Source organism: Bradyrhizobium sp. 930_D9_N1_4 (genome assembly GCF_052076015.1).
Taxonomy (GTDB): domain Bacteria; phylum Pseudomonadota; class Alphaproteobacteria; order Rhizobiales; family Xanthobacteraceae; genus Bradyrhizobium.
On sequence record NZ_CP197236.1, the window covers coordinates 1,934,037 to 1,958,128 of the forward strand.

Here is a 24,092-nt window from a genome sequence, read left to right on the forward strand (position 1 = left end):
GGCGCTCGAAACAGCGTTAACGCCGTGTATTAGGACTGTACCGCAGGGGAGGGCTGGTGTACCTCCAGACCTCAACGAGAGCTCGACGGGACGTTAACAAAATGGCGCAGAATTCAGGTCTGATGCAGGGAAAGCGCGGGGTCATCCTCGGCGTTGCCAACAACCGCTCGATCGCCTGGGGCATCGCCAAGGCATGCCACGCGGCCGGCGCCGAGCTCGCATTCACCTATCAGGGCGATGCGCTGAAGAAGCGCGTCGAACCGCTCGCCGCCGAGATCGGCGGCCTCGTGCTCGGCCATTGCGATGTCACCGACGCTGCGAGCATCGACGCCGCCTTCGCGGTGCTGCAGGAGAAGTGGGGCAAGATCGACTTCCTGGTGCATGCGATCGCCTATGGCGAGCAGCTCGACGGCCGCTATGTCGACACCACGCAGGAAAATTTTTCGAAGTCGATGCTGATCTCCTGCTATTCATTCACGGCCGTGGCGCAACGCGCCGAGAAGCTGATGACCGACGGCGGCTCGCTCATCACGCTCAGCTATTACGGCGCCGAGAAGTGGATGCCGCATTACAACATCATGGGCGTGGCGAAGGCGGCGCTGGAAGCCAGCGTGCGCTATCTCGCCGCCGACCTCGGCGAGAAGAACATCCGCGTCAACGCGATTTCTGCAGGCCCCATCAAGACCCTCGCGGCATCCGGCATCGGTGACTTCCGCTATATCCTGAAGTGGAACGAGAACAATGCGCCGCTGCGGCGCAACGTCACGACTGAAGACGTCGGCGGCAGCGCGCTGTATTTCCTGTCCGACCTGTCGCGCGGCGTCACGGGCGAGGTGCACCACGTCGATTCCGGCTACCACGTGCTGGGCATGAAGCGCCCGGACGCGCCGGACATTTCGTTCGGTAGCAAGGACTAACTTTCAAGCCGGAATGCCCGTGCCCACGATCTATTATCTTCGCCATGGCGAGACCGAGTGGAATGCGCTCGGCAGGCTTCAGGGCACCAAGGACATTCCGCTGAACGCGCGCGGGCGCGATCAGGCCGTGCAGGCCGGTGGTGTGCTGGCCGACCTCTTCAAGCGCGACGGCAAGGACAAGGCGGCGCTACCTTACGTGTCGAGCCCGCTCGGCCGTGCGCGCCAGACCATGGAGCTTGCACGCGGGAAGCTCGAACTGCCGGTCGTCGACTACGCGCTCGATGATCGCCTGCGCGAGATCGGCTACGGCAGCTGGGAAGGGCTGACGCTGGCCGAGAGCGAGGCGACTGATCCCGACATCTATGCCAGGCGCCTCGCCGACAAATGGACGGTCGGCCCCGCCGGCGGCGAGACCTACGCCGATGTGCAGGTCCGTGTGCGGGCCTGGTACGACCAGCTCCGGACCGACACCGTCGCGGTCGCCCATGGCGGCACCTGCCGGGCCCTGATGGTCTCGCTCGGCCTGGAGACGCCGGCGAGCGCCGCCGAACTCTATATCGAGCAGGGCGCCGTTTACGTGTTCCGTGACGGCCGGCTGGAGAAGTATAGTTAAGGGTGGTGCCTGGAACCCGTTTGACGGTGGGTATCCCCGCGCGTTACGACACAAGTCAGAACTGACTTATGAGCTAGCGACCTATGTCCTTCAACACCTTCGGCCACATGTTCCGCGTCACCACCTTCGGCGAGAGCCACGGCGTGGCGATCGGCTGCGTGGTCGACGGCTGTCCGCCCATGATCCCGCTCACCGAGGCCGACATCCAGCAGGACCTCGATCGCCGCCGTCCGGGCCAGTCGCGCTTCACCACCCAGCGCCAGGAGGCGGACCAGGTCAAAATCCTGTCCGGCGTGATGGCGCATCCGGAGACCGGCGTGCAGGTGACGACGGGCACGCCGATCGGTCTCCTGATCGAGAACACCGACCAGCGCTCGAAGGACTATTCCGAGATCAAGGACAAGTTTCGGCCCGGCCACGCCGACTTCACCTATGAAGCCAAATACGGCCTGCGCGACTATCGCGGCGGCGGCCGTTCCTCGGCGCGCGAGACCGCGATGCGCGTCGCTGCCGGCGCGATCGCGCGAAAAGTGCTGCCGGACGTCAAGGTGCGCGGCGCGCTGGTGCAGATCGGCCCGCATAAGATCGATCGCGACAAATGGGACTGGGACGAGATCGCGAAGAATCCGTTCTTCTGTCCCGACAAGGACAAGGCGGCGTTTTTCGAGACCTATCTCGACGGCATCCGCAAGAGCGGCTCGTCGATCGGCGCGGTGGTCGAGGTGATCGCCGAAGGCGTGCCGGCGGGCCTCGGCGCGCCGATCTATGCCAAGCTGGATTCCGAGCTCGCGGGCGCGATGATGACCATCAACGCGGTCAAGGGCGTCGAGATCGGCGCCGGATTTGGCGCGGCAGAATTGACCGGCGAGGAGAACGCCGACGAGATGCGCACCGGCAATGACGGCACGCGCTTTCTGTCCAACCATGCTGGCGGTGTGCTGGGCGGCATCTCCACGGGCCAGCCGGTGGTGGTGCGCTTCGCGGTGAAGCCGACCTCGTCGATCCTCCAGCCGCGTCTCACCGTCGATCGCCAGGGCGCCGACACCGAGATCTTCACCAAGGGCCGCCACGACCCCTGCGTCGGCATCCGCGCCGTCCCGGTCGGCGAGGCCATGATGGCTTGCGTGCTCGCCGATCACTTCATCCGGGATCGCGGCCAGGTCGACCGCTAGTACCGCGTAGGGCGTTCGTGTCGCGGTACTAGCCCACCGCGCAGCTTGACGATCCCACAACTTCGTCGGCAAATGCGTGCATGCAAAACTCCGAGATCCAGCGCATCACCAACTGGCTGATCGACGGCGCGCGGTCGTCGGGGACGCCGGCCGAGATGATTGCGGATGTCTGCGAGCATCTGGTTGCAGCCGGCTTGCCGCTAGCGCGGTTCGGCATCTTCATCCGCACGCTGCATCCTGAGATATTCGGCCGCAACTTCATCTGGCGGCAGGGCGGGAAGGTCGAGATCGGCACCGTCGATTTCGAAATTCTCGAGACGCCTGAATTCGCCAAGAGTCCCCTGCGGATCGTGTTCGAGGAGGGGATCGAGGTCAGGGGCCGCATGGACGACCCCGACAGCAAGCGCTTTCCGTTCCTCGACGACATGCGCGCCGAAGGCGTGACGGATTACATCGCGGTGCCGATGCCGTATCTCGACGGCTCGATCCAAGCCACGAGTTGGGTGACGCGGGATCCCGGTGGCTTCAGCGACGACGACATCGCGGCGATCCGGACCCTGATGGCGCCGCTCGCCCGCGTCAGCGAGATCATCAGCCTGCGCCGCACCGCCGAGATGCTGCTCGACACCTATGTCGGTAACCGCGCCGGCGCGCGCATCCTCGGCGGCCAGATCCGCCGCGGCCACAACGACACCATGCAGGCCGCGATCTGGCTGTCGGATCTGCGCGGCTTCACCGCGCTGTCGGACCGGCTGCCGGCCGAGACGGTGGTCGAGATCCTCAACCAGTATTTCGACTGCCAGGTCACCGCGATCCGCGGCCATGGCGGCGAGGTCCTGAAGTTCATGGGCGACGGCCTGCTCGCGGTCTTCCCGATTGACGAATATGTCGGCGATGCCACCCATGTCTGCACGCGTGTGCTGGAGGCGGCCCGCGAGGCCCGCGCCGGCGTCGAGGCGCTCGCCTTTCCGGTCGGCGACATCGTCGAGCGCTTTCGCTTCGGCGTCGCGCTGCATGTCGGCAACATCCTCTACGGCAATATCGGCGGCGGCAATCGCCTCGACTTCACCTGCATCGGCCCCGCCGTCAATCTCGCGGCGCGGCTGGAGAAGATCGCAGGTCGCTTGGGACGAACGGTCGTGGTCTCGGAAGTCTTTGCCAATGCCTGCAGCCACGACTGGCGCGAGCTCGGCGAATTTCCGATCGCGGGATTTGCCAAGGCGCAGCGTGTGTATGGGCTCGCGGAGGAAACGCCGGCGGTGATGGCGTGACACCTTCGGCGTGAGAAATCGCCGCGTGGACCCGCGCCGCTATTCCTCCGGCTCCGTCGTGAACAGCAGCGGATAGCCCTTGGCGCGGCCGGCGTCGGTGGCGCGGGTGGCCTTGGTCTCGGCGACGTCCTTGGTGAACACGGCGACCACGCAGGCGCCCAGCTTGTGCGCGGTGATCATGACCTTGTAGGCCTGATCCTCGGTCATGCGGAACTCGCCCTTGAGGATCATGGTGACGAATTCACGCGGCGTGAAGTCGTCGTTGATCAGGATGACCTTGTGCAGCTTCGGCCGCTCGACCTTGATTCTGGTCCGCGTTTTCGGCGTGGTGACAGTGTCGGCCATCGTGTCCTGGGCGTCCCGGTGCTGATGAACTTCCAGCCCTTCCCATTATATTGCAGGACGTGGCGGTTCTCCAAGGTGGTGGACCCTCCCGCCATCATGCCGTTGCGGATGGGCAGGGATGCGTCGATGGCGCGCGCGCCGCTTACGGAAGTGCGCGAACGAGCTGCATGGCTGCGATGAGAGCGCCCAAAGACAACACCACCGATCCGATCATATAGGCGGCCGAGGCCCAGGTCTGACCGCGCTCGATGAGATACCAAGCATCCAGCGAGAAGGTCGAGAATGTCGTGTATCCGCCGCAAATTCCGACCGTCAGGAATATCCGGGCAGCCTGCGGCAGGTTCCATCTGGTCACGAACATCGCAACGAAAAGGCCGATCAGGAAGGACCCCGTCACATTGATGATCAGCGTGCCCCAGGGAAAATCGGCGCCAAAGGCGCGGGCCGAGCCGATCCCAACGAGATAACGCATGACCGAGCCTAGCGCTCCGCCCGCGGCGACCGCCAGAATGAATTGGATGTTCAACGTGTCGTCCCCCGGTTTGCGACGTGCATTATCTGTCCTCCACTGCCAACCCGTTGCCGACGGCGAGCAGCCCCACGAGCGCGAGCAGCGCAAAGCCGAGCCCGGTGAGGAAGGTCGCCGTCGGACCATAGGCATCCCATAGCGCGCCGGCGATCACGCTCGCGGCCAGCAGCGCGAGGCCCGTGAACAGGTTGAAATAGCCGAACGCGGTGCCGCGCAGGCTTGAGGGCGCGGTGTCGGCGACGAGCGCCGAGAGCAGACCCTGCGTCAATCCCATGTGCAGCCCCCACAGCACGACACCGAGTGCGAGGCCGCCAAGGCTCGGCAGCAACGCGAGCGCGAGGTCGGCGCCGGCAAGGAAGACGAGGCCGAGCGCGAGCAGGCCGGTCCGGTTGATCCGGTCCGACAGCACGCCGGCCGGATAGGCCGACAACGCGTAGGCGACGTTCATCAGCACCAGCACCGCGGGCACCCACATCACGCTGAGCCCGATATTCTGGGCGCGCAGGATCAGAAACGCCTCGCTGAAGCGCGCCAGCGTGAACACGATTCCGACCGCGACGATACGCCAGTACACGGCGCCGAGTTGCCGCATCGCGGCGGTGTTCAGCGGGTTCTTCGCGGGCTCCTTGCCGGCGTCCGGCTCCGGCTCGCTCACTGCAAATGCAATCAATCCGAACGACAAGAACGCCGGCAGCACCGCCACCCAGAACACGAGGGTAAAATTATCCGCCGTCCACCACATCAGGCCAATCGCCACGAGCGGACCGACGAAGGCGCCGATGGTGTCGAGCGACTGCCGTAGGCCGAAGCTGGCGCCGCGCAGGCCCGCGGGCGCGATATCGGCGATCAGCGCATCGCGCGGCGCGCCGCGAATGCCCTTGCCGATGCGGTCGATGAAACGCGCGGCGACCAGCCAACCGACGCTGGGAGCAAGCGGGAACAGCGGTTTTGTCAGCGCGGCGAGCCCATAGCCGGCCGCGGCGAGGAGCTTGCGCCGGCCGAGCCAGTCCGACAGCGCGCCCGAGAAGATCTTGGTGATCGAGGCGGTCGCCTCCGCGATGCCCTCGATGAAGCCCACGGTCAGCGTGGAAGCGCCGAGCACGGTGACGAGATAGACCGGCAGCAGCGCGTGGACCATCTCGGAGGAGATATCCATCAGCATCGAGACGAAGCCCAGCACCCAGATTCCCCTGGGCAGCCTGGCGCGCGCAGTATTCGGTGTCGTCGTCGTCACGTCCGGACCTTCGTTCTCAGGCAACAAAAAACCCGCCAGCGGCGGGTTGTCCATGCTCCCGCCAAAGGCAGAGGCTCAAAGATTGCCTCACCTCAAGCAGGAGTCATCAGCCCACTCCGGTCACAGGCCGACGGGCGGTTCTCGGGGGACTCCATCCCCATCTGTGCGTCCAGCCTAGCATGGAAATTGCGCCGGACAAGTGGTCGGGGGCGCGTCTCCACTGGCACCGGTGATTCCGGCTTCTCGCTTTGCAAGCGTGGAACGACGGTGCTTCTGGTCGAGCGCGCGTTCCCGTGTCAACGCGATGGCCAAACGACGGCAACGCGTGCCAGCGATGCACTCGAATGTGAAGCGCAAGCGATCTTCGCACTTTGCGGCAAGGCGATTGCATGTCACCATCGCGTCATACGACGGGAGACTGCGATGCGGTTGCTGTTCTCGATCGGGGCTGTGCTGTTAGCCGGCATGTTTGCCGGAGGGGATGTTGCGGGCATCGCGGCACCCGGGCCCAAACTTGAATCGCCCAAAAATCAGCCGCAGCGCCTGGCAGCCGACAGGGACGCCCAGACGGTTGATGTCGAGCTGATCCTCGCGGTGGACGTCTCCTACTCCATGGACATGGACGAACTCGCGATCCAGCGCGAAGGCTATGCGCAGGCGATCCAGTCGAAGGAATTCCTCCAGGCATTGAAGCTCGGTCCGAACGGCCGGATTGCGGTGACCTATTTCGAATGGGCCGCCTCGACCGACCAGAAGATCATCATTCCCTGGCGCCTGGTCGACGGACCCGAGACCGCGGATGCGGTCGCCGCCGAAATCATGAAGACGCCGATCCGGCGCGCCTCGCGCACCTCGATATCAGGCGCGATCACTTTTGCGATGCCGCTGTTCGACGAGGATCCCTATCGCGGCTTGCGCCGTGTGATCGACATCTCCGGGGATGGCCCCAACAACAATGGCGGGCCGGTCACCGCGGCGCGCGACGCCGCGCTCGAGAAGGGGATCGTGATCAACGGCCTGCCGATCATGGTCAAGGAGCCGTCCTATTCGACCATGGATATCGACAATCTCGATTACTACTACGAGGATTGCGTCATCGGCGGTCCCGGCTCCTTCGTCATCACGATCAAGGACCGCGACAAGTTCAAGGAAGCGATCCGCACCAAGCTTCTGATGGAGGTCGCAGGCCTTACGCCGGAGCGTCCCGTCATGCGCGTGGCTGACAAGGAGCCGCGGGTCAATTGCATGATCGGCGAGAAGATCTGGTCGGATCGCTGGGGACGCTGAAGGCGCTACTGTTTGCCTCGGTTGAATTTAACCGCTCTTTAACCACCGTATGGTCCTAATCGGATTGTTTCTGTCTGTTTCCTGTCGATGTCCCTAAATTGATCAGGAAGCGAACGAAGCGGGTCGATCAGACCCGTGTGCCGAGCAATCCAATGGCCGTCATCTCATCGAGCACCAGTCAGATTTCGCCCGCCAACGAGCGGATGTATCACCAGAGCGCTCTGGTCGGTGACTGGAAGGGCAATTGGGCGGGCAACAACCAGGAAGTCGGCTTCAAGGTCGTGAACATCCGGGGTGCCCGGGCCCAGGTCGAGTATACCCATAACGGGCATACCGAACGGGGCTTCGCCGAGGTCAACGGTGCGACCATCACCTACGGCAACGTCACGGTCGGCACCAAGGACGGCAAGAACCTCGTGCTCCTGTTTTCCTCTGGCGTCGGCAAGCAGACCGCGTCTCTCGAGAAGCAGGCGCCTCCCGGTTCCGACAATAATCTCATGGGGAGCTGGGGCGGTTACTCCTCCGACAACGGCAAGAGCGCGAGCTTTCGTGTTCTCGCCATCAACGACAAGGAAGCCACCGTCAGCGTCACCACCGACGGTATCACCCGTCAGGGCACCGGCTACCTCTACAAGAACGTCATCATGTTCGGTCAGTCGCAAATCTCGACCAAGGACGGACAGAACGGCACGATCATCTATCAGGTCGGAAGCAAGTCCTTCTCGGTGCCCGTGACGAAATATCCGCCTGCGGATTCGTCATCGTCGGTGGACCGGACGGCGTAGCCGCTCACCGCTGGATTGCGTCATCGCATTCAATCATTGCTCGACATCTGCATCCATAGCGCTGATGCGTACTCACGCTCGCAATGACGATGATGGAGTCGCGTTCTCCGGCTCCGCTACTCGGCTCGGCGGCGCGGCCCGCGCCCGAAATTGTTACGGCAAGCAGCGCGGCCAGCGCCAGACCCGGACAAATCAAGATTGCTTGCGACATGGAGGACCTATGACCGACGAAGCCCCGATGATGGCCGGCTCCGCCACTGTCTTCGTCGTCTCGGACGTCGCAGCGAGTCTCGCGCACTACCGCGACGTCTTCGGCTTCGAAATTGCCTTCGAGGACGGCTCGCCCCTGTCCTATGTCTGCCTCTGCCGTGAGGCGGTGAACCTGCATCTGCTCGCCGCAAGCAGAACGAAGCGATCGCCCGGGCAGGGCGGTCTCTGCATCTTCGTGCGAGACGTCGACCGGCTTTACGCCGAGCTGGCGGAACGCGGCGCCCGGCTGATCAACCAGCTGGAGGACCGCCACTATGGCATGCGCGACTTCGACGCGGTCGATGCCGACGGCAATCAACTCACGTTCGGGATGGGCATGAGCGGCGCGGCCTGACATTGCCGGCCGCGCGCCCGCTTTGGATCAGAGCCGTGCTTCCAAGATGAGGTTGAACGGCGTTTCCGCCGCGCGGCGGAAGCGCGACAGGCCGCCTTCGCTGGCGACCTTGCGCAACCTTGCCTCGCCGGCTTGGGCGCCGAGCGCAAGACCGACCTCCTGGTCGAGCGAGGCAGGCGTGCAGATCATGGTCGACGCCGCATAATAGACGCGCCCGACCGGATTGAGATTGTCTTCGAGGCGGTCGTTCGCGAACGGCTCGACCAGCATGCAGGTGCCGTCCTTCGCCATGGTCTCCCGGACATGGCTGATGGCGCCGACCGGATCGCCCATGTCGTGCAGGCAGTCGAAGAAGCAGACGAGATCGTATCCTTCGGCCGGATAGGTCTTGGCCGAATGGACTGCGAAGCTGACGCGTTCGCCGAGCTTGGCCTCGCCGGCCGCCTTTCGCGCCGCCTCGATCGAGCCCTCGTGATAGTCGAAGCCGTAGAAGCGGGAGTTCGGAAAGGCCTCTGCCATCAGCCGTGTCGAAACGCCGTGCCCGCAGCCGACATCGGCGACCTTGGCGCCGCGCTTGAGCTTGTCCACGACGCCGTCGAGCGCGGGCAGCCATTCCTGCACGAGGTGATGCATGTAACCGGTGCGGAAGAAGCGGGCCGTGCCGCAGAACAGGCACTCGCTGCGGCGGTTCCAGCCGACGCCCTTGCCGGACTTGAATGCGTCCGAAATCTTGGGCTCGTCGAGAAATGCCGACGCGATGAGGTTGCCGAATGCGCCGAGGAAGACCGGGCTGTCCTCGTCGGCGAGCGCCATCACCTGCTCGGGCAGCATCGAGAATTTACCCGAGGCTGAATCGTATTCGATGTAGCCGGACGCGGCCTGGCTCGCGAGCCATTCGCGGACATAGCGCTCCTTCGTTCCGGTGGTGCTCGCGAGCTCGGAAGAGTTCATCGGGCCCTTGGCGGCGAGGGCGCGGTAGAGACCGAGCTTGTCGCCGAGAAGGACCAGCGATGCATTCATCGCGGCACCGAACTCGGTGACCATCTTGCCCATAAAGGCATTCAACCTATCGGAATCGACGTTCATGGCGGCCTCCATGCTGAGGTGCCCCCAACATGGGTCAATCCGGCCCGAGGGAAGTTCAATCTCGCGGGAAAACGTGATCCGGAACCCCCGGGGGGAACGGGCGTCGCTATGCTGGCAATCACGATATCCTGAGGATATAATTCGCGGACTTTTCGATGGTTATTTGAATGTCCAGCCTTACACGCTCTTGCGGTCTCGCAGCTTTCTTCGCCGTGCTCTGCCTCGGTGGAGCGCCGGTTCATGCGCAGGTCGCGCCGCTGCAATATTGGATCCCGGGCGGGCCATTTGGCCCTGGCGGCAGCGCGGTCCAGAGCGCCGACGGCTACGACAATTTTCCGAGCTTCAATGGTGGCGGCAACGGAGGCTACGATTTTCGTCCCGGCTTCTTCGTCGGTAGTCAGCGAGGCAATTTGAACTGGAGCGGTCTCGGCCAGACGGGACTGACCGGCAATTTCAGCGCACTCTCCTATGACAGCACGCAGTTCGGCTACAACACCAAGACCGCGGGCGGCATGCCGGTCACGTTCTTTGCCGGTTTCAATTCGCAGAAATACGGCGACGGCATCGGCAGCTCGCTGGCCCCGCTCACGTCCGGTGTAGCGCCCGGTTACGGCGCATTCGCGGGTGTCGAGTTCAAGCCGACCTCCAACCTCAGCCTGTCGTTCGGCGCCGGTGTGGTCCAGCAGGACTCGGGCCGCATGGACAGTGATATCAGATCGAACATGCTGCCGGGCGAGTCGCCGGCGTTGAGTGGGCTTCGGCGCTAGCGCGTAAAGCGCGCCACCAATTCGACATGCGGCGTGTGGCGGAACTGATCGACCGGCACGACACTCTCGATCTTGTAGCCGCCGTCGATCAAGAGCCGCGCGTCGCGCGCGAACGTCGCGACATTGCAGGACACTGCGATAATCACCGGCACCTTGCTCGCAGCAAGCTTTAGCGCTTGCGCCTGCGCGCCCTGGCGCGGCGGATCGAACACGACGGCGTCGAAGTCGCGCAGCTCCGGCGGCACCAGGGGACGGCGGAACAGGTCGCGCGGCTCGGCCTTGATTGGCTTGAGGCCCGGCGTGCGCGCCGCTTTCACCAGCGCGGCGATGGCACCGGCGTCGTTGTCATAGGCGGCAACGCGGGCCTTCTCGGCGAGCCGCAGCGCGAACGGGCCGACGCCGCAGAAGAGGTCGAGAACCTCCTTGGCCTTGCCGACGCGCTCGGCGACGAGAGACGCCAGCGTCTCTTCACCTGCGACGGTTGCTTGCAGGAACGAGCCCGGCGGCAGCGTCACTTCAGCACGGCCCATCCTGACCGTCGGCGGCAGGCGCTGCAGCACCAGCTCTCCGTGTCGGGTCAGCCGCGCCAGCCGATGCTGCTCGGCGACGCGCGACAGTGCTGTGACCAGCGGCGTCGGCAGCGGGCCGGAGCCGCGCAGATCGACATCGAGGCCGTTGGCGGCCGCGGTGACCTGGATATCGAGCGGTTTCGTCACCGGCATTTTCGACGTCAGCGGCTCGGCCAGCGCCCAGGCGGCGTCGAGCGCACCGGCGAGCCCGGGATCGAGGATCGGGCAGCGATGGATCGGGATCACGTCGTGCGAGCCGGCGGCGGAGAAGCCGACCTTGAGGACATCATGCGTGCCGAAGCGGCCGTGCAGCGTCACGCGTCTGCGGCCCGCGCCATGGGCATCGACCAGTGGCGCCACCTCGCAATCGATGCCGGCCTGCGCCAGCGTCTCGACCACGATGCTGCGCTTCCAGGCGTGATAGGGTTCAGTCGCCCAGTGCTGGATCGCGCAGCCGCCGCAGACACCGAAATGCGGACAAAACGGCTGGACGCGCTCGGGGCTTGCGACATCGACCGCCAGCAGCTTGCGGCGGTCGGGATGATTGCCCGCAACGTGATCGACCTCGACGGTCTCGCCGCCGAGCGTGTAGGGCACGTAGACCGCATCGCCCGTGGTGAGCGAGATACCGTCGCCGCGATGGCCGACATGGTCGATGGTCACGCGCTCAACCACGGCGCGCGCCCAGGAAGAATTCGACGTTGCCGTCGCCGCCCGTGATCGAGGAGGCGAACACCTCGATATCGGTGCAGCCGAGCGACGCCGCGAAGGCTGCGATGTCGTCGCAGATCTCCTTGTGCACGGCGGCGTCGCGAACGATGCCCTTCTTGTTGTGCTTCCGTTCGGCCTCGAATTGCGGCTTGATCAACGCCAGCAGGCTCATCGGCGCAGCCGCCAGCGACAGCGCCACGGGCAGCACGGTCTTCAGCGAGATGAAGCTGACGTCGATCACGACCACATCGGGTCGCGCCGGCAACCGCTTGCCGTCATAGGCGCGGATATCGGTCTCCTCCATCGAGACAATCTTGGGATGACCGCGCAGCGAGGCATGCAGCTGGCTGGTGCCGACATCGATGGCGAACACCAGGCTCGCGCCGTTCGCCAGCAGCACCTCGGTGAAGCCGCCGGTGGAGGCGCCGACGTCGAGGCAGACATGGTCCTCGATCTCGATCGGGTAACGCTCCAGCGCGCCGGCGAGCTTGACGCCGCCGCGGGAGACGTAGGGGTGCGCGGCTTCGGCCTGGATCACCGCGTCCTCGGCGATCGTCTCGGACGGCTTTGCGACCTGCTTGTCGTCCGCCGTGACGAGGCCGGCCTCGATGGCCGCACGCGCCCGCGCCCGGCTCTCGAACAGGCCGCGCTCGACCAGCAGAACATCCGCGCGCTTGCGGGCAGGGGACATCGGATCTCCGGGAAAGACGTGATCGGCTTATGTGGCGATCAATCGCGCGGACGCCATCCGGACGCAAGCCTCGAACGCGGCCAGATCGTGCCAGACGTCGATCGGCATCGTGGCGGGCGTCACCAGCGGGCAGCCGTGCAGCTCCAGCGCATGGATCATCATGAGATTGTCGACGAGGCCGAAATCCTCGACCGACAGACCCTGTGCATCGACCAGCCGTCCGTCCTCGGAGGTGACGGCCATGAAGCGGCCGAGCCGGTCGGCATAGGCGGCGCCGTCGTTGGAATAGGCCAGGCAAAACTTGCGGCGGCCGGCCATGTAGCCGAGCTCGTAGACGGTGCCCGGATCGGCGCCGGCGCCACGGAACGGGGTGAGGTTGGCGATGATCGCGTCGGCCTCGTCCATCATCGCCTCATTGCCGCAGAAGATCTGCCGGGAGGCGTCAGGCGAGGTGAGGTCGATCGCGTTGTCGAGGGGATAGAGGCCGGTGAGCCCGTGCGCGGCACAGATCGCGACCTTGCGCCGGCCGATCTCGACCGCATCCGGCAGGAACACGTCGGGACCTGCCAGATAGATTTTCATGGACGTGATGTCGCTTCGCAGAAGGTCGAAGCTCGCTCTCAGGCGAGCTTGACCGTCTCGGTCTTGACGTCCTTGCCGAGCGCTTCGAACACCTTGGCGACGATGCCCTTGGCGTCGAGACCGGCGCGGGCGTACATCGCGTTCGGCGTGTCGTGGTCCTGGAACACGTCGGGCAGCACCAGAGAGCGGAAGCGCACCATGCCGGTGTCGAGCACGCCCTGATCGGTCAGGTACTGCGCGACATGCGAACCGAAGCCGCCGATAGAGCCTTCCTCGACCGTGATCAGGACGTCGTGGTCGCGCGCGAGCTTGAGCACCAGCTCGGTGTCGAGCGGCTTCATGAAGCGCGCATCCGCGATCGAGGTGGAGAGGCCATGGGCGGCGAGCTCGTCGGCCGCCTTCTCGCATTCGGCGAGGCGCGTGCCGAAGGAGAGCAGGGCGATCTTGTTGCCCTGGCGGATCATGCGGCCCTTGCCGACCTCGAGCGGAACGCCGACTTCGGGCATCTCGATGCCGCGGCCTTCGCCGCGCGGATAGCGCAGCGAGCTCGGACGATCGTTGATCGCGACCTGGGTCGCCACCATGTGCACCAGCTCGGCCTCGTCGGCCGCCGCCATGATCACCATGTTCGGCAGGCAGCCGAGATAGGCGTTGTCGAACGAGCCGGCATGCGTCGCACCGTCGGCGCCGACGAGGCCGGCGCGGTCGATGGCGAAGCGGACGGGCAGGTTCTGGATCGCGACGTCATGGACGATCTGGTCGTAGCCGCGCTGGAGGAAGGTCGAGTAGATCGCGCAGAACGGCTTGTAGCCCTCGGTCGCAAGACCGGCGGCAAACGTCACCGCATGCTGCTCGGCAATGCCGACGTCGAAGGTGCGGTCCGGGAACGCCTTGTTGAAGATGTCGACGCCGGTGCCCGACGGCATCGCCGCGGTGATGGCGACGATCTTGTCGTCCTTCTGCGCTTCCTTGACGAGGCTCGCTCCGAACACGTTCTGATAGGCCGGCGCATTCGGCTTGGCCTTGGCCTGGGTGCCGGTGGCGACGTCGAATTTGACGACGGCGTGGTACTTGTCGGCGGAAGCTTCCGCCGGGCCGTAGCCCTTGCCCTTCTGCGTCACGACGTGGACCAGGATCGGGCCGGTCTCCATGTCGCGCACGTTCTTCAGCACGGGCAGCAGATGGTCGAGGTTATGGCCGTCGATCGGGCCGACGTAATAGAAACCGAGCTCCTCGAACAGCGTGCCGCCGTCCATCATGAAGCCGCGCGAATATTCCTCGACGCGGTTGGCGCGGTTGGCGAGGATCTTGGGCAGGCGCTTGTTGATCTGCTTGGCCGCATCGCGCAGCGTGCGATAGGTCTTGCCGGAGTAGAGGCGCGACAGGTAGGCGCTCATGGCGCCGACCGGCGGCGCAATCGACATGTCGTTGTCGTTGAGGATGACGATCAGGCGCGAGTTCATCGCACCGGCGTTGTTCATCGCCTCATAGGCCATGCCCGCTGACATCGAGCCGTCACCGATCACGGCGATAACGTTGTTCTTGCCGCCGGAAAGGTCGCGGGCGACGGCCATGCCGAGGCCGGCGGAGATCGAGGTCGAGGAATGCGCCGCGCCGAACGGATCGTAATCGCTCTCGCTGCGCTTGGTGAAGCCGGACAGGCCGCCGGGGGTACGCAGCGTGCGGATGCGGTCACGCCGGCCGGTGAGGATCTTGTGCGGGTAGGCCTGATGGCCGACGTCCCAGATCAGACGGTCGCGCGGCGTATCGAAGATGTAGTGAATCGCGGTGGTGAGCTCGACCACGCCGAGACCCGCACCAAAGTGACCGCCGGTCACCGAGACTGCATCGATCGTCTCCTGACGCAGCTCGTCGGCGACCTGGCGAACCTGCTCGATCTTGAGCTTGCGCAGGTCGTCCGGCGTCTTGATGGTGTCGAGAAGCGGCGTCTTACTGTATGCGTTCACGGCGATTTCCAATTTGTCAGCGCCGGAAGATCGTTCCGGGGCGCGATGGGTTTGCACAATATCGGCGCAGCGCGAGTCCTTAAACCGTCGGAGCCACCTGCATGGGGCAAGGCCCCGTCTTCAAGCTTAGGTGAGCCTAAGTGCGCTCCGGTTCAGTCTCTGTGATCCCTGTCACGTAGATCGGCTTCGTCCGTCCCAGCCAATTTCATTAGCAGTTTGAAGCGCTTGTCGTCGGAATTCTCTGCCCACGCAAGGCTAACAAAAAGCCACACTCCGCGCAGCTTTACACCAAAGCTTGGGCCAAAGCCAACCCGCTGGGCCGATTACGGGCATGCAGGTGCAACTCGCGGGCCAGAGTGGTTAACCGTGGCGCCGGCGGAAGCGTTCCCGTCTTGCCCGGTTCCCTGACAGGATTTTGGGCGCGAGGAAGGCCATTTTGGACGGATTCGGACGCCGCGAGGCCCTCGCGGGCGAGTTCCACGATGCTCGCACCGGGTCACCCGGCCCATAAGAGAAATCAGCGGCGTGCGATCATGAAAAAATGCAGACGGCCGATGCTTGAGACGGGCGGCTTCGCGCGGCCTTTACTGCACGTCGAGCGGGGCGGTGCCGGTGGCCTGGCCGCTGGCGTCGGTGGTGATCTTGTCGACGCGGGCCTCGGCCTGGCGGAGCAATTCCTCGCAGCGCCGCTTCAAAGCCTCGCCGCGCTCGTAGATCGTCACGGATTCCTCGAGCGGCACCTTGCCGTCCTCGAGCCGCTTCACGATCGTCTCGAGTTCCTCGATCGCGCGCTCGAAGGTGAGCCTGGAGACGTCGACTTGGGTATTTTCGGCCATATCCGTTTCCGATTGCGCGATTCGCTTGCCTGACAATGAAGGCGGGTTTTGCGGGCTTTATGTGGCGGGTGTCGTCAGGCGCCCATGAGGGCGCCGACATGCGCCGTAACAGATTCTTTCAGTCCTTGCAGGTCGTAGCCGCCTTCGAGCACGGAAACAACGCGCCCACCGGCGGACTTGTCCGCGAGGTCCATCAGCTTGCGCGTGACCCAGGTGTAGTCCTCGGCGCGCAAGTTCAGCGAGGCGAGCGGATCGCGGTAATGTGCGTCGAAGCCCGCGGAGATGATGAGCAGCTCGGGACTGAATTTTTCGAGCTGCGGCAGGATCAGGTTCTCGAACGCGATGCGGAATTCGGGGCCGCCGTCCTCGGAGGCGAGCGGCGCGTTGACGATGGTGTCGTGGTCGCCGCGTTCGCCCTTCGCGCCGGTGCCCGGAAACAGCGGCATCTGATGCGTCGAGCAGTACATCACGGTCGGATCGGACCAGAAGATGTCCTGCGTGCCGTTGCCGTGATGCACGTCGAAATCGACGATGGCGGCGCGCTCGATGCCGTATTTGCGCTGGGCGTGGCGCGCGGCGATCGCGACATTGTCGAAGAAGCAGAAGCCCATCGGCTTGCCGATCTCGGCGTGATGGCCGGGCGGGCGCACCGCGACGAAGGCGTTGCGGTGCTCGCCGTTCATCACCGCTTCGGTCGCCGCCACCGCGCCGCCGACGCCGCGCATCACCGCTTCCCACGTGCCCGGTGACATCGAGGTGTCGCCGTCGATATAGACCTGGCCGCTGGTCGGCGCGATGTGGCGCAGCTCGGTGACGTAATGCTCGTTGTGACAGAGCGTCACGAGATCGAGATCGCCTTCCGGCGCAAGGTCGCGCACGAGGTACTGGAATCGCTCGACCGACAGCGCTTCCTCCACCGCACGCAGGCGGTCGGGTCTTTCAGGATGTCCCGGCGGCGTGACGTGGTCGAGGCAGGCCTTGTGGGAGAGGAGAAGCGTGCTCATCAGGTCGGCCTCACAGGATACGGCTCTTGACGTCGTTGGCGCATCCGGCACCAAAACGCAATGCAAAACCCAATCTATGCGTTCCCCACGGAATGGCAAAGGGCGGCCCCGCGCCGCCGGTTTGATCCGAATCAATTCACGCGCAGGATGCGGGTGGGCGGCAGCGGACCGATCGGCCCGTGCGCCCGGAAGAACGCGAACAGCGCGTCCGCGTCATAGCCGCCATATTGCGGCGCCGTGCCCTGCTTGGCGACAGTAAAGCCGTCGCCGCCGACCGCGAGATAATCGTTGAGGGTGACGCGGTAGCCGCTTCCAGGTTCGATCGGCCTGCCGCTGAGCGTCATCGTCTCGAGACTGATGCGCTCGCCGAATGGCTTCGAGGCGTCCCATGTGTAGCTGAAGCCGTTCGAGACCTGAAGGATTCGCGGGCGCTTCGGATCGAGCCATTGCTGCTCCAGCATGTCCTTGAGCTGGCTGCCCGTCAGCGTCATGGTGACGAGGCGGTTGCGGAACGGCTGGCTCGCGAACAATTCGCCGAACGACACCGCGCCGTTCTCCTTCGGGACGATGTCGGTGCGGACGCCGCCGGGATTGGTGAGGGCGATGACAGCGCTGCCATCCTTCGCATCTTTCGTGGCGAAGAGCTGGGCATCGGCGATGACGTCGCCGAGCGCGCTCTCGCCGGCCTCGTTCGGAACGCGCGACAGCATCTGCGTCACCGATCCGGCCGGGCGATTGGCGATCGGCGCCGACAGTCTGTCGTAAGCGTCGATCAATGCAGTCTGCTCGGGATCCTTCGCGAGCGAGGCCGTGGCGACGATGACGTTCTCGGCCCTGGCGCCGACGATGTCGCGCGTCGCAGGATCGAGCTTGAGGTCGATCGCGGTGACCAGCGTACCGTATTTGTCGCCGCTGGTGACGAGCCGGCCATCGATGTCGCAAACATAGGCGCGATGGGTGTGGCCGCTGACGACGACGTCGACGGCGCGGTCGAATTTCCTGACGATGTCGACGATCGGGCCGGTAATGGCCGGGCATTCATTGTAGTCGCCGGAGGGCTCACCGCCCTGGTGGATCAGCACGACGATCGCCTCCACACCGCGCGCCTTCAGCTGCGGCACCAGCGCGTTCACCGTCTCGGCCTCGTCGCGGAATTGGAGCCCGGCAATGCCTGCGGGCGAGACGATGCCCGCGGTCTCCTTCAAGGTCAGCCCGATGAAGGCGACGGGAATGCCCTCGAACTCCCGGATCTCGTAGGGCGGCAGCACGCTCTTGCCGGTCGCGGTCTCTACGGTGGATGCCGCGAGGTAATGGAATTTGGCGCCCGTGAAGGGATGCGGCCCCTGGCAGCCATCGACCGGATGGCAGCCGCCGTTCTGCATCCGCAACAGCTCGGTCTTGCCTTCGTCGAACTCGTGATTGCCGACCGAGGTGATGGCAAGCCCCATCAACGAGAGCGCCTCGACCGAAGGCTCGTCGTGAAACATCGCCGACAAGAACGGGCTCGCGCCGATCAGATCGCCGGCCGCGACGAAGATCGTGTTTTTGTGCCCCTCGCGCAGCTGCTTGACCAGCGTCGCCATGTACTCGGCGCCGCCGGCCGCGACTGCCACCTTCTTCGCCTTGTCCTCGGGGTCGTTGATGCGAATGCCGCCCGGCGGCGGCCGCAGATTGCCGTGGAAATCGTTGATCGCGAGAATGCGCAGCTCCACCGGCGCGGCGGTCTGGGCCGATGCGGGGAGGGTGGCGAGGACGAGCGAAAGCGTGGCAAGGATGGATCGATATCTCATGGAACCAGACTAGACGTTCCAAGCGAAGATTTCACGAAGCATTGTCGTGAGCGTTGCTGGATGAGGGGGCGTCCCCGAGCACGATCTCGTAGGGTGGGCAAAGCGTAGCGTGCCCACGTCTTGAAGCGCCCATGTCTTGAACCGTGCCACGTCTTGGCCACTTGACGAGAAGGCGTGGGCACGGCGCAAGTGCGCCTTTGCCCACCCTGCCATACCTCACTCGCGGGGAGAGCTCGCTACCGCTTCTTCCTGTTCGCGAACGCATTAAACGCCGCAATCGCCTCTTCGGACTTCAGCCGCTCGCCGAACAGATGGCCCTCCTGGTCGATGCGGCGGGTGAGCTCTTCGGGCGGGGTGCGCAGCAATTTGCGGGAGGCCGCAACCGCTTCGGCCGGAAGCCGGCAGATCTCGCGCGCGACCTTGCGGGCCTCGACCTCGGTATGACCCGGCGAGACCACGGTGTTGACGAAGCCGGCCGCGTGGGCCTCCGCGGCCGAAAAGGTTCGGCCCATGACCAGCATCGCGAAAGCGCGCTGGTAACCCATCGTGCTGGGCATCAACAGGCTGGCCGCGCCGACCGGCACCAGCCCGAGATGGATATAGGGCGCGGAGAAGGTCGCGGCGTTCGATGCGAGCACGTAGTCGCAATGGAGCAGCATCACGGTGCCCATGCCGATCGAGGCGCCATCCACGGCCGCGATGATCGGCTTGACGTTGAGCGTGAGCGAATAAAGAAACTTGGCGCCGTCCGACAATGTCTCCGGGCGCGAGGTGTCGGCGTGCATGAAATCGTCGATGTCGTCGCCGGCGGTGAACACGCCGGAGCCGCCGGTGATGATCATGCAGCGGATGTCCGGATTGTTCTGCGCGGTGTCGATCGCGCGGCTCATCTCGCGATACATGTCCTGCGTGATCGCGTTCTTCTTGCTCGGACGCCGCAGGGTGATGATACGCGTTCCGCGTTCTTCGGTGACGACGATATTGCCATTCGGCATGTGAGCCCCCTGCGGTCGCCGCGACGCTGGCCTTTGGCGAGTCCCGCAAGCTCAGCCTACATCATCTCGCAGGCCTGCCAATCCGCCCGCTCGACCTTTTCGAGACCGCCGCCGTGAGCCCATTGCATGGCGCGCCGTCGCTTGCTTTCGGGAACCGCGCCGTGCCGGATCATTCCGGTTGCATCGCTTCGCACATGCAGTTGCGCATTGCAACAAATGGCTACAATGTTTCATTTGAAAAACCGGTGGTTGTAGGGCACGATTGGGCCATGCCGTTCCATTTGGTCTGATTGCTTGATTGATGATTTCCGCAACAGGCATTGACGAATCCTCGCTGCATTATCGCGGCTGGCGCGTCGTGATGGCCTGCTTCCTGATGGCCTTCTTCATGTTCGGCTTCGGCCTTTACGGCCAGGGCGTCTATCTCGCCGAGCTCCAGCGCGCCCATGGCTGGCCGGGCTCGCTGGTCTCCGCGGCCAGCACCTTCTCGTTCCTGCTGACCTCCGTGCTCGTCATCTTTACCGACGATCTGCTGGCCCGTATCGGGCTGCGGTCGCTGATCCTGTGCGGCCTGTCGGCGCTCGGTGCCTCGACCGCGCTGCTGGCAGTCATGCAAACGCCCTGGCAACTGTATCTCGCCTATGCGCTGATGTCGGTGGGCTGGACCGGCATGGGCACCGTGGTGATCGCGACCGTGCTGAATGCCTGGTTCGAACGGCGCCGCGGCCTCGCGCTCAGCCTCGCCTTCAACGGCGCCACCTGCGGCGGCATCGTGCTCGTCCCGCTGCTGTTGTCTCTATCCAGCAGCATCGGCTTTCGCTCCGCCATGCTGGCGGCGACGATGGCAATGATCGTGTTGGTATTGCCTGTGGTCGCCTTCTTCATCGGCTGGCCTTCGCAGATGTCGCCGGCATCGGGCGGACGCCCCGTTGGCACCGCCACGCCGGCCCATTCCCGCAAGACGTTGCTTGCCAACGCCGCGTTCTGGACCATGGTGCTGCCGATCGCGATCGCGCTCCTGGCGCAGATGGGATTCATCATCCACCAGGTGACGTTTCTCGAGCCGCTGGTCGGGCGTTACACCGCGGGGCTCGCGGTCACGATCATGGCGGCGATGGCGGTGGTCGGCCGCCTGTCGCTCGGCCTGTTCGTCGACCGGCTCGATCCCAGGCTCGCCTGCGCGGTGTCGATGACGAGCCAGGCGGCGGCGCTGTTCGTGCTGGTGCAGAGCGAGAGCCCGACGGTGCTGCTGATGTGCTGCGCCGTCTACGGCTTCTCGATCGGCAACATGATCACGTTCCCGCCCCTGATCATCCAGCGCGAGATCGGCAGCGCCGCCTTTGCCGCGGCGATGGGATTGGGCACCTCGATCAGCGGCATCGTCAGCGCCTTCGGCCCCGGCATCGTCGGCCTGGTGCGGAGTTTGACCGGCAATTACACGGCGGCGTTCGCGCTATGCGTGGCGCTGGATCTCGTGGCGGCCGGCGTCGTGCTGTGGCGGCCGGGGCCGCGCGTGAAGATCGTAGCTTCGTAGCTCGTCCCACATACTCGGTGTCATCGCCCGACTTGATCGGGCGATCCAGTACGCCAAGACGTCTGTGGTTGATCGACGGGCCGCGGCGTACTGGATTCCCCGCTTTCGCGGGGAATGACAGCGGAGGGGAGGAAATGCCTCGGCTCACATCGTGGTGGGCGTCCGGATTACAGCAACACCGCATCCGCCGCCGCAACCGACTCCGCACTGTCAGTCACGGTGCGCTCGAGCGCGCCGGCTTGCACCGCGATGTTCTCGGCGAAGAAGCGCGCCAGCGAGACGTAGCGCGATGCGTCCGCGTTGCCGTCGGCCTTCGCGGCCAGCGCCTCGGAGGCCAGCATGCAGCCGCCGAGCGTCGAACCGAATTGCTGGAGATACGGCGTTGCGCCGGCGAGCGCCTCGTTCGGTGCGGAGGCAACGCGCTCCAGCAGCCATTTGCTGCTGCGCGTCAGCGCCTCCAGCGCCTCGCGCAATTTCACGCCCGTGGTGCCGAAGGCGGGATCGTTGGAGGCCTCGACCTGCTTCACAATTGCCGAGAGCTCGTCGAGCAGCGCCCATACCGAGGCGCCGCCATTAGCGGCCAGCTTTCGCGTCACGAGATCGATCGCCTGGATGCCGTTGGTGCCCTCGTAGATCGCAGTGATGCGCGCATCGCGATAGTGCTGCGCGGCACCGGTCTCCTCGATGAAGCCCATGCCGCCATGCACCTGCACGCCGAGATAGGCGACCTCGTTGCCGATATCGGTCGAATATCCCTTGGCCATCGGCGTCAGCAGCGCCGCGCGCGCGGCCGCATCGGCACGCACCTTCGGATCCTTGGCGCGCGTGGAGACGTCGAGCGCGACGGCGGTGGCGTAGCAGATGGTGCGTGCGGCCGCGGTCTGCGCGCGCATCCGCATCAGCATGCGCTTGACGTCGGGATGCACGAAGATTGCATCCGAGCCGTCGCCCTTCTTGCCGATCGCGCGGCCCTGCTTGCGCTCCTGCGCATAGGACAATGCCTGCTGATAGGCGCGATCGGCGACGCCGACGCCTTCAAGGCCGACGCCGAGGCGGGCCTGGTTCATCATCGTGAACATGCAGCGCATGCCCTGGTTCTCTTCGCCGACAAGGAAGCCGATGGCGCCGCCCTGATCGCCCATGGTCATGGTGCAGGTCGGCGAGGCATGCATGCCAAGCTTGTGCTCGACGCCAGATGCAAAGATGTCATTGCGTGCGCCGAGCGAGCCGTCTTCGTTGACCATGAATTTCGGCACCAGGAACAGCGAAATCCCCTTGGTGCCGGCAGGCGCGTCCGGAAGGCGCGCCAGCACGAAATGCACGATGTTGTCGGTCATGTCGTGCTCGCCATAGGTGATGAAGATCTTCGTCCCCTTGATGCGATAGGTGCCGTCGGCCTGCTTCTCGGCGCGGGTGCGCAGCGCGCCGACGTCGGAGCCGGCTTGCGGCTCGGTCAGCTGCATCGTGCCTGTCCATTCGCCGGAGACGAGCTTTTCGAGATAGATCTTTTTCAGCTCGTCACTGCCATGCGCATCCAGCGCCTCCATCGCCGAGGCCGTCAGCAGCGGGCAGAGGCCGAAGGCGACGTTGGACGCGCTCCAGATCTCGGTGCAGGCGGCGTTGATCGCAATCGGCAGGCCCTGGCCGCCAAAACCTTCCGGCCCGGACACCGCGTTCCAGCCGCCTTCGGTCCAGCGCTTGTAGGCATCCGGCCAGCCCGGTGCGGTCGTGACCTTGCCGTCGTCGAGCTTGATGCCGTGCTCGTCGCCGATCTTGTTGAGCGGCGCCAGCACGTCGGTTGCGAACTTGCCGGCTTCCTCCAGCACGGCGGCAACGATGTCGCCGTCGAAATCGCCGTAATGGCCGGCGTCCACAGCGGCCTTCAGGCCGGCGCCGTGGTTGAGCGACAGCAGCATGTCAGAGATCGGCGCGCGGTAGGTCATGGCTCACTCCCGGAGGACAGGTCTTGCAGACAAATATTGGCGCCGTATTCCCATGAAACGAGGGAGGTCTCAATGGCCGCGATACGGGACCGCACCGGGCCGGAACGGTCCCGTTGTCCGCCTATAATAGAGTGTGGCGGGGCCCCGGGCGGCGGCTGTGGTATTTTGACCCTCCAGGCGGTTGAAATGCCGCGCCGCTCCCTATAGACCGGCAGCATTCGAGGGAATCCGCGGCCGTTCGTCCGCCGTTCCCTCGCTGATGGGGCGTAGCCAAGCGGTAAGGCAGCGGATTTTGATTCCGCCATTCGGAGGTTCGATCCCTCCCGCCCCAGCCAAAAAAGATTCCGATGAATCAAACGAGTAGGTCGTGAATTGCGAGGGATTCTCACGGATTCCATGTCGCGTCTTGTCGCAAAAATTTCCGTTTGTTTTCAAGGCTTCCCAAAGATCGCCGAAGGCTCCACGCAACATGGACGCAACATGGAGCGACAATGCTAAGCGCTTGCGAACGAGCAATCGGATGTGCGAGCGCGCTGCTCTACAGATTGCCCGGCAAACCCTTTCTGACAGTCAGGGAATCTCGACAACCGAGCTCCGCGTTTCACCTCAGTGGGGACTGCCCAGTACCGCTAGGGCTTACGCCAGCGGTCGGGTTGACCGGCACTCGTATGTCGCACCCGCTCGACCAGCGGCTCACGACCAGGCTCGAGCTCGCGGGCGCGGTCAATGGCTTCACGTTGCGTCTCCAGCACATCGCTGGCGCGCTCCGACCCTCCGCACCGTACGGCGTAGTCGCCTTGCGGACGCCGCTCCACAAACAACTGCTTCTTGTTCATGACCCTTCCCAATCCCTAGCCCCC

Annotated in this window: 23 protein-coding genes, 1 tRNA gene and 1 riboswitch; of the genes, 10 read left to right on the forward strand and 14 right to left on the reverse strand. The window is 64.8% G+C overall.

Features of this window, described 5'->3' with window-relative positions; all coding sequences use genetic code 11:
* Positions 1-101 precede the first annotated feature (101 nt).
* From fabI to AB7532_RS09035, 4 genes are all read left to right on the forward strand, one after another.
* A complete protein-coding gene (fabI, locus tag AB7532_RS09020; protein ID WP_441234450.1) occupies positions 102-917 on the forward strand; it encodes an enoyl-ACP reductase FabI in 816 nt (271 codons plus the stop codon).
* Between the two features lie 13 nt (positions 918-930).
* Positions 931-1,530: a histidine phosphatase family protein gene (locus AB7532_RS09025; RefSeq protein WP_441234451.1), complete on the forward strand. Its 600-nt coding sequence runs from the start codon at positions 931-933 to the stop codon at positions 1,528-1,530.
* Between the two features lie 83 nt (positions 1,531-1,613).
* Complete coding sequence (gene aroC / locus AB7532_RS09030) at positions 1,614-2,702, forward strand: chorismate synthase (protein ID WP_441234452.1); 1,089 nt, start codon at positions 1,614-1,616, stop codon at positions 2,700-2,702.
* A gap of 80 nt (positions 2,703-2,782) precedes the next feature.
* Positions 2,783-3,973, forward strand: a complete 1,191-nt coding sequence (locus AB7532_RS09035) for an adenylate/guanylate cyclase domain-containing protein (protein ID WP_441234453.1) — start codon at positions 2,783-2,785, stop codon at positions 3,971-3,973.
* A gap of 39 nt (positions 3,974-4,012) precedes the next feature.
* On the opposite strand, the gene clpS is transcribed toward AB7532_RS09035, so the two are convergent.
* The 3 genes from clpS to AB7532_RS09050 all read right to left on the reverse strand — a co-directional run bounded on the left by clpS (position 4,013) and on the right by AB7532_RS09050 (position 6,135).
* On the reverse strand, positions 4,013-4,318 hold the full coding sequence (clpS, locus tag AB7532_RS09040) for an ATP-dependent Clp protease adapter ClpS (RefSeq protein ID WP_441234454.1): 306 nt from the start codon (positions 4,316-4,318) through the stop codon (positions 4,013-4,015).
* Positions 4,319-4,460: 142 nt separating this feature from the next.
* Entirely contained in the window at positions 4,461-4,844 is a 384-nt protein-coding gene (crcB, locus tag AB7532_RS09045) for a fluoride efflux transporter CrcB (RefSeq protein ID WP_441234455.1), read from the reverse strand.
* A gap of 28 nt (positions 4,845-4,872) precedes the next feature.
* Positions 4,873-6,135: an MFS transporter gene (locus AB7532_RS09050; protein WP_441234456.1), complete on the reverse strand. Its 1,263-nt coding sequence runs from the start codon at positions 6,133-6,135 to the stop codon at positions 4,873-4,875.
* A 36-nt stretch (positions 6,136-6,171) separates the two neighbouring features.
* A riboswitch (Fluoride riboswitch) is annotated at positions 6,172-6,249 on the reverse strand.
* Between the two features lie 255 nt (positions 6,250-6,504).
* Between AB7532_RS09050 and AB7532_RS09055 the strand changes: the two genes are divergently transcribed.
* From AB7532_RS09055 to AB7532_RS09065, 3 genes are all read left to right on the forward strand, one after another.
* Positions 6,505-7,368 (forward strand): DUF1194 domain-containing protein, encoded by an 864-nt coding sequence (locus AB7532_RS09055; RefSeq protein ID WP_441234457.1) that lies wholly within the window; start codon positions 6,505-6,507, stop codon positions 7,366-7,368.
* A gap of 152 nt (positions 7,369-7,520) precedes the next feature.
* Positions 7,521-8,153 carry a hypothetical protein gene (locus AB7532_RS09060; protein WP_441234458.1) on the forward strand — a complete coding sequence of 211 codons (633 nt, stop codon included), beginning with the start codon at positions 7,521-7,523 and terminating at the stop codon, positions 8,151-8,153.
* A gap of 220 nt (positions 8,154-8,373) precedes the next feature.
* Positions 8,374-8,757 (forward strand): glyoxalase superfamily protein, encoded by a 384-nt coding sequence (locus AB7532_RS09065; protein ID WP_441234459.1) that lies wholly within the window; start codon positions 8,374-8,376, stop codon positions 8,755-8,757.
* Between the two features lie 27 nt (positions 8,758-8,784).
* Here AB7532_RS09065 and AB7532_RS09070 read toward each other — a convergent pair whose 3' ends face one another.
* Positions 8,785-9,843: a class I SAM-dependent methyltransferase gene (locus AB7532_RS09070; RefSeq protein WP_441234460.1), complete on the reverse strand. Its 1,059-nt coding sequence runs from the start codon at positions 9,841-9,843 to the stop codon at positions 8,785-8,787.
* 167 nt (positions 9,844-10,010) lie between these two features.
* Between AB7532_RS09070 and AB7532_RS09075 the strand changes: the two genes are divergently transcribed.
* Complete coding sequence (locus tag AB7532_RS09075) at positions 10,011-10,610, forward strand: hypothetical protein (RefSeq protein ID WP_441234461.1); 600 nt, start codon at positions 10,011-10,013, stop codon at positions 10,608-10,610.
* On the opposite strand, the gene AB7532_RS09080 is transcribed toward AB7532_RS09075, so the two are convergent.
* The 8 genes from AB7532_RS09080 to AB7532_RS09115 form a co-directional block, all read right to left on the reverse strand.
* The gene (locus AB7532_RS09080; protein ID WP_441234462.1) at positions 10,607-11,854 is read right to left on the reverse strand and encodes a class I SAM-dependent RNA methyltransferase; all 1,248 of its coding nucleotides are present in this window, start codon (positions 11,852-11,854) and stop codon (positions 10,607-10,609) included. The two genes, AB7532_RS09075 and AB7532_RS09080, sit on opposite strands and share 4 nt — an antisense overlap.
* Complete coding sequence (locus tag AB7532_RS09085; RefSeq protein WP_441234463.1) at positions 11,847-12,581, reverse strand: TlyA family RNA methyltransferase; 735 nt, start codon at positions 12,579-12,581, stop codon at positions 11,847-11,849. The genes AB7532_RS09080 and AB7532_RS09085 overlap by 8 nt, the downstream gene beginning before the upstream one ends.
* Before the next feature lie 27 nt (positions 12,582-12,608).
* The gene (locus AB7532_RS09090) at positions 12,609-13,163 is read right to left on the reverse strand and encodes a nucleoside 2-deoxyribosyltransferase (RefSeq protein WP_441234464.1); all 555 of its coding nucleotides are present in this window, start codon (positions 13,161-13,163) and stop codon (positions 12,609-12,611) included.
* A 38-nt stretch (positions 13,164-13,201) separates the two neighbouring features.
* Entirely contained in the window at positions 13,202-15,130 is a 1,929-nt protein-coding gene (dxs, locus tag AB7532_RS09095; protein WP_441234465.1) for a 1-deoxy-D-xylulose-5-phosphate synthase, read from the reverse strand.
* A 584-nt stretch (positions 15,131-15,714) separates the two neighbouring features.
* Complete coding sequence (locus tag AB7532_RS09100) at positions 15,715-15,966, reverse strand: exodeoxyribonuclease VII small subunit (protein WP_008132970.1); 252 nt, start codon at positions 15,964-15,966, stop codon at positions 15,715-15,717.
* A 74-nt stretch (positions 15,967-16,040) separates the two neighbouring features.
* The gene (locus tag AB7532_RS09105; protein WP_441234466.1) at positions 16,041-16,970 is read right to left on the reverse strand and encodes a histone deacetylase family protein; all 930 of its coding nucleotides are present in this window, start codon (positions 16,968-16,970) and stop codon (positions 16,041-16,043) included.
* A 131-nt stretch (positions 16,971-17,101) separates the two neighbouring features.
* On the reverse strand, positions 17,102-18,760 hold the full coding sequence (locus AB7532_RS09110) for a bifunctional metallophosphatase/5'-nucleotidase (protein WP_441234467.1): 1,659 nt from the start codon (positions 18,758-18,760) through the stop codon (positions 17,102-17,104).
* Between the two features lie 236 nt (positions 18,761-18,996).
* Complete coding sequence (locus AB7532_RS09115; protein ID WP_441234468.1) at positions 18,997-19,755, reverse strand: enoyl-CoA hydratase-related protein; 759 nt, start codon at positions 19,753-19,755, stop codon at positions 18,997-18,999.
* 301 nt (positions 19,756-20,056) lie between these two features.
* On the opposite strand from AB7532_RS09115, the gene AB7532_RS09120 reads away from it, so the two are divergent.
* On the forward strand, positions 20,057-21,289 hold the full coding sequence (locus AB7532_RS09120) for an MFS transporter (RefSeq protein ID WP_441234469.1): 1,233 nt from the start codon (positions 20,057-20,059) through the stop codon (positions 21,287-21,289).
* Positions 21,290-21,456: 167 nt separating this feature from the next.
* On the opposite strand, the gene AB7532_RS09125 is transcribed toward AB7532_RS09120, so the two are convergent.
* Complete coding sequence (locus AB7532_RS09125) at positions 21,457-23,232, reverse strand: acyl-CoA dehydrogenase (RefSeq protein ID WP_441234470.1); 1,776 nt, start codon at positions 23,230-23,232, stop codon at positions 21,457-21,459.
* Positions 23,233-23,492: 260 nt separating this feature from the next.
* Between AB7532_RS09125 and AB7532_RS09130 the strand changes: the two genes are divergently transcribed.
* Positions 23,493-23,567 (forward strand) — tRNA-Gln (locus AB7532_RS09130).
* Between the two features lie 294 nt (positions 23,568-23,861).
* On the opposite strand, the gene AB7532_RS09135 is transcribed toward AB7532_RS09130, so the two are convergent.
* Positions 23,862-24,068, reverse strand: coding sequence for a DUF2188 domain-containing protein (locus AB7532_RS09135; RefSeq protein WP_441234471.1), 207 nt, complete (start codon positions 24,066-24,068; stop codon positions 23,862-23,864).
* Positions 24,069-24,092 lie beyond the last annotated feature (24 nt).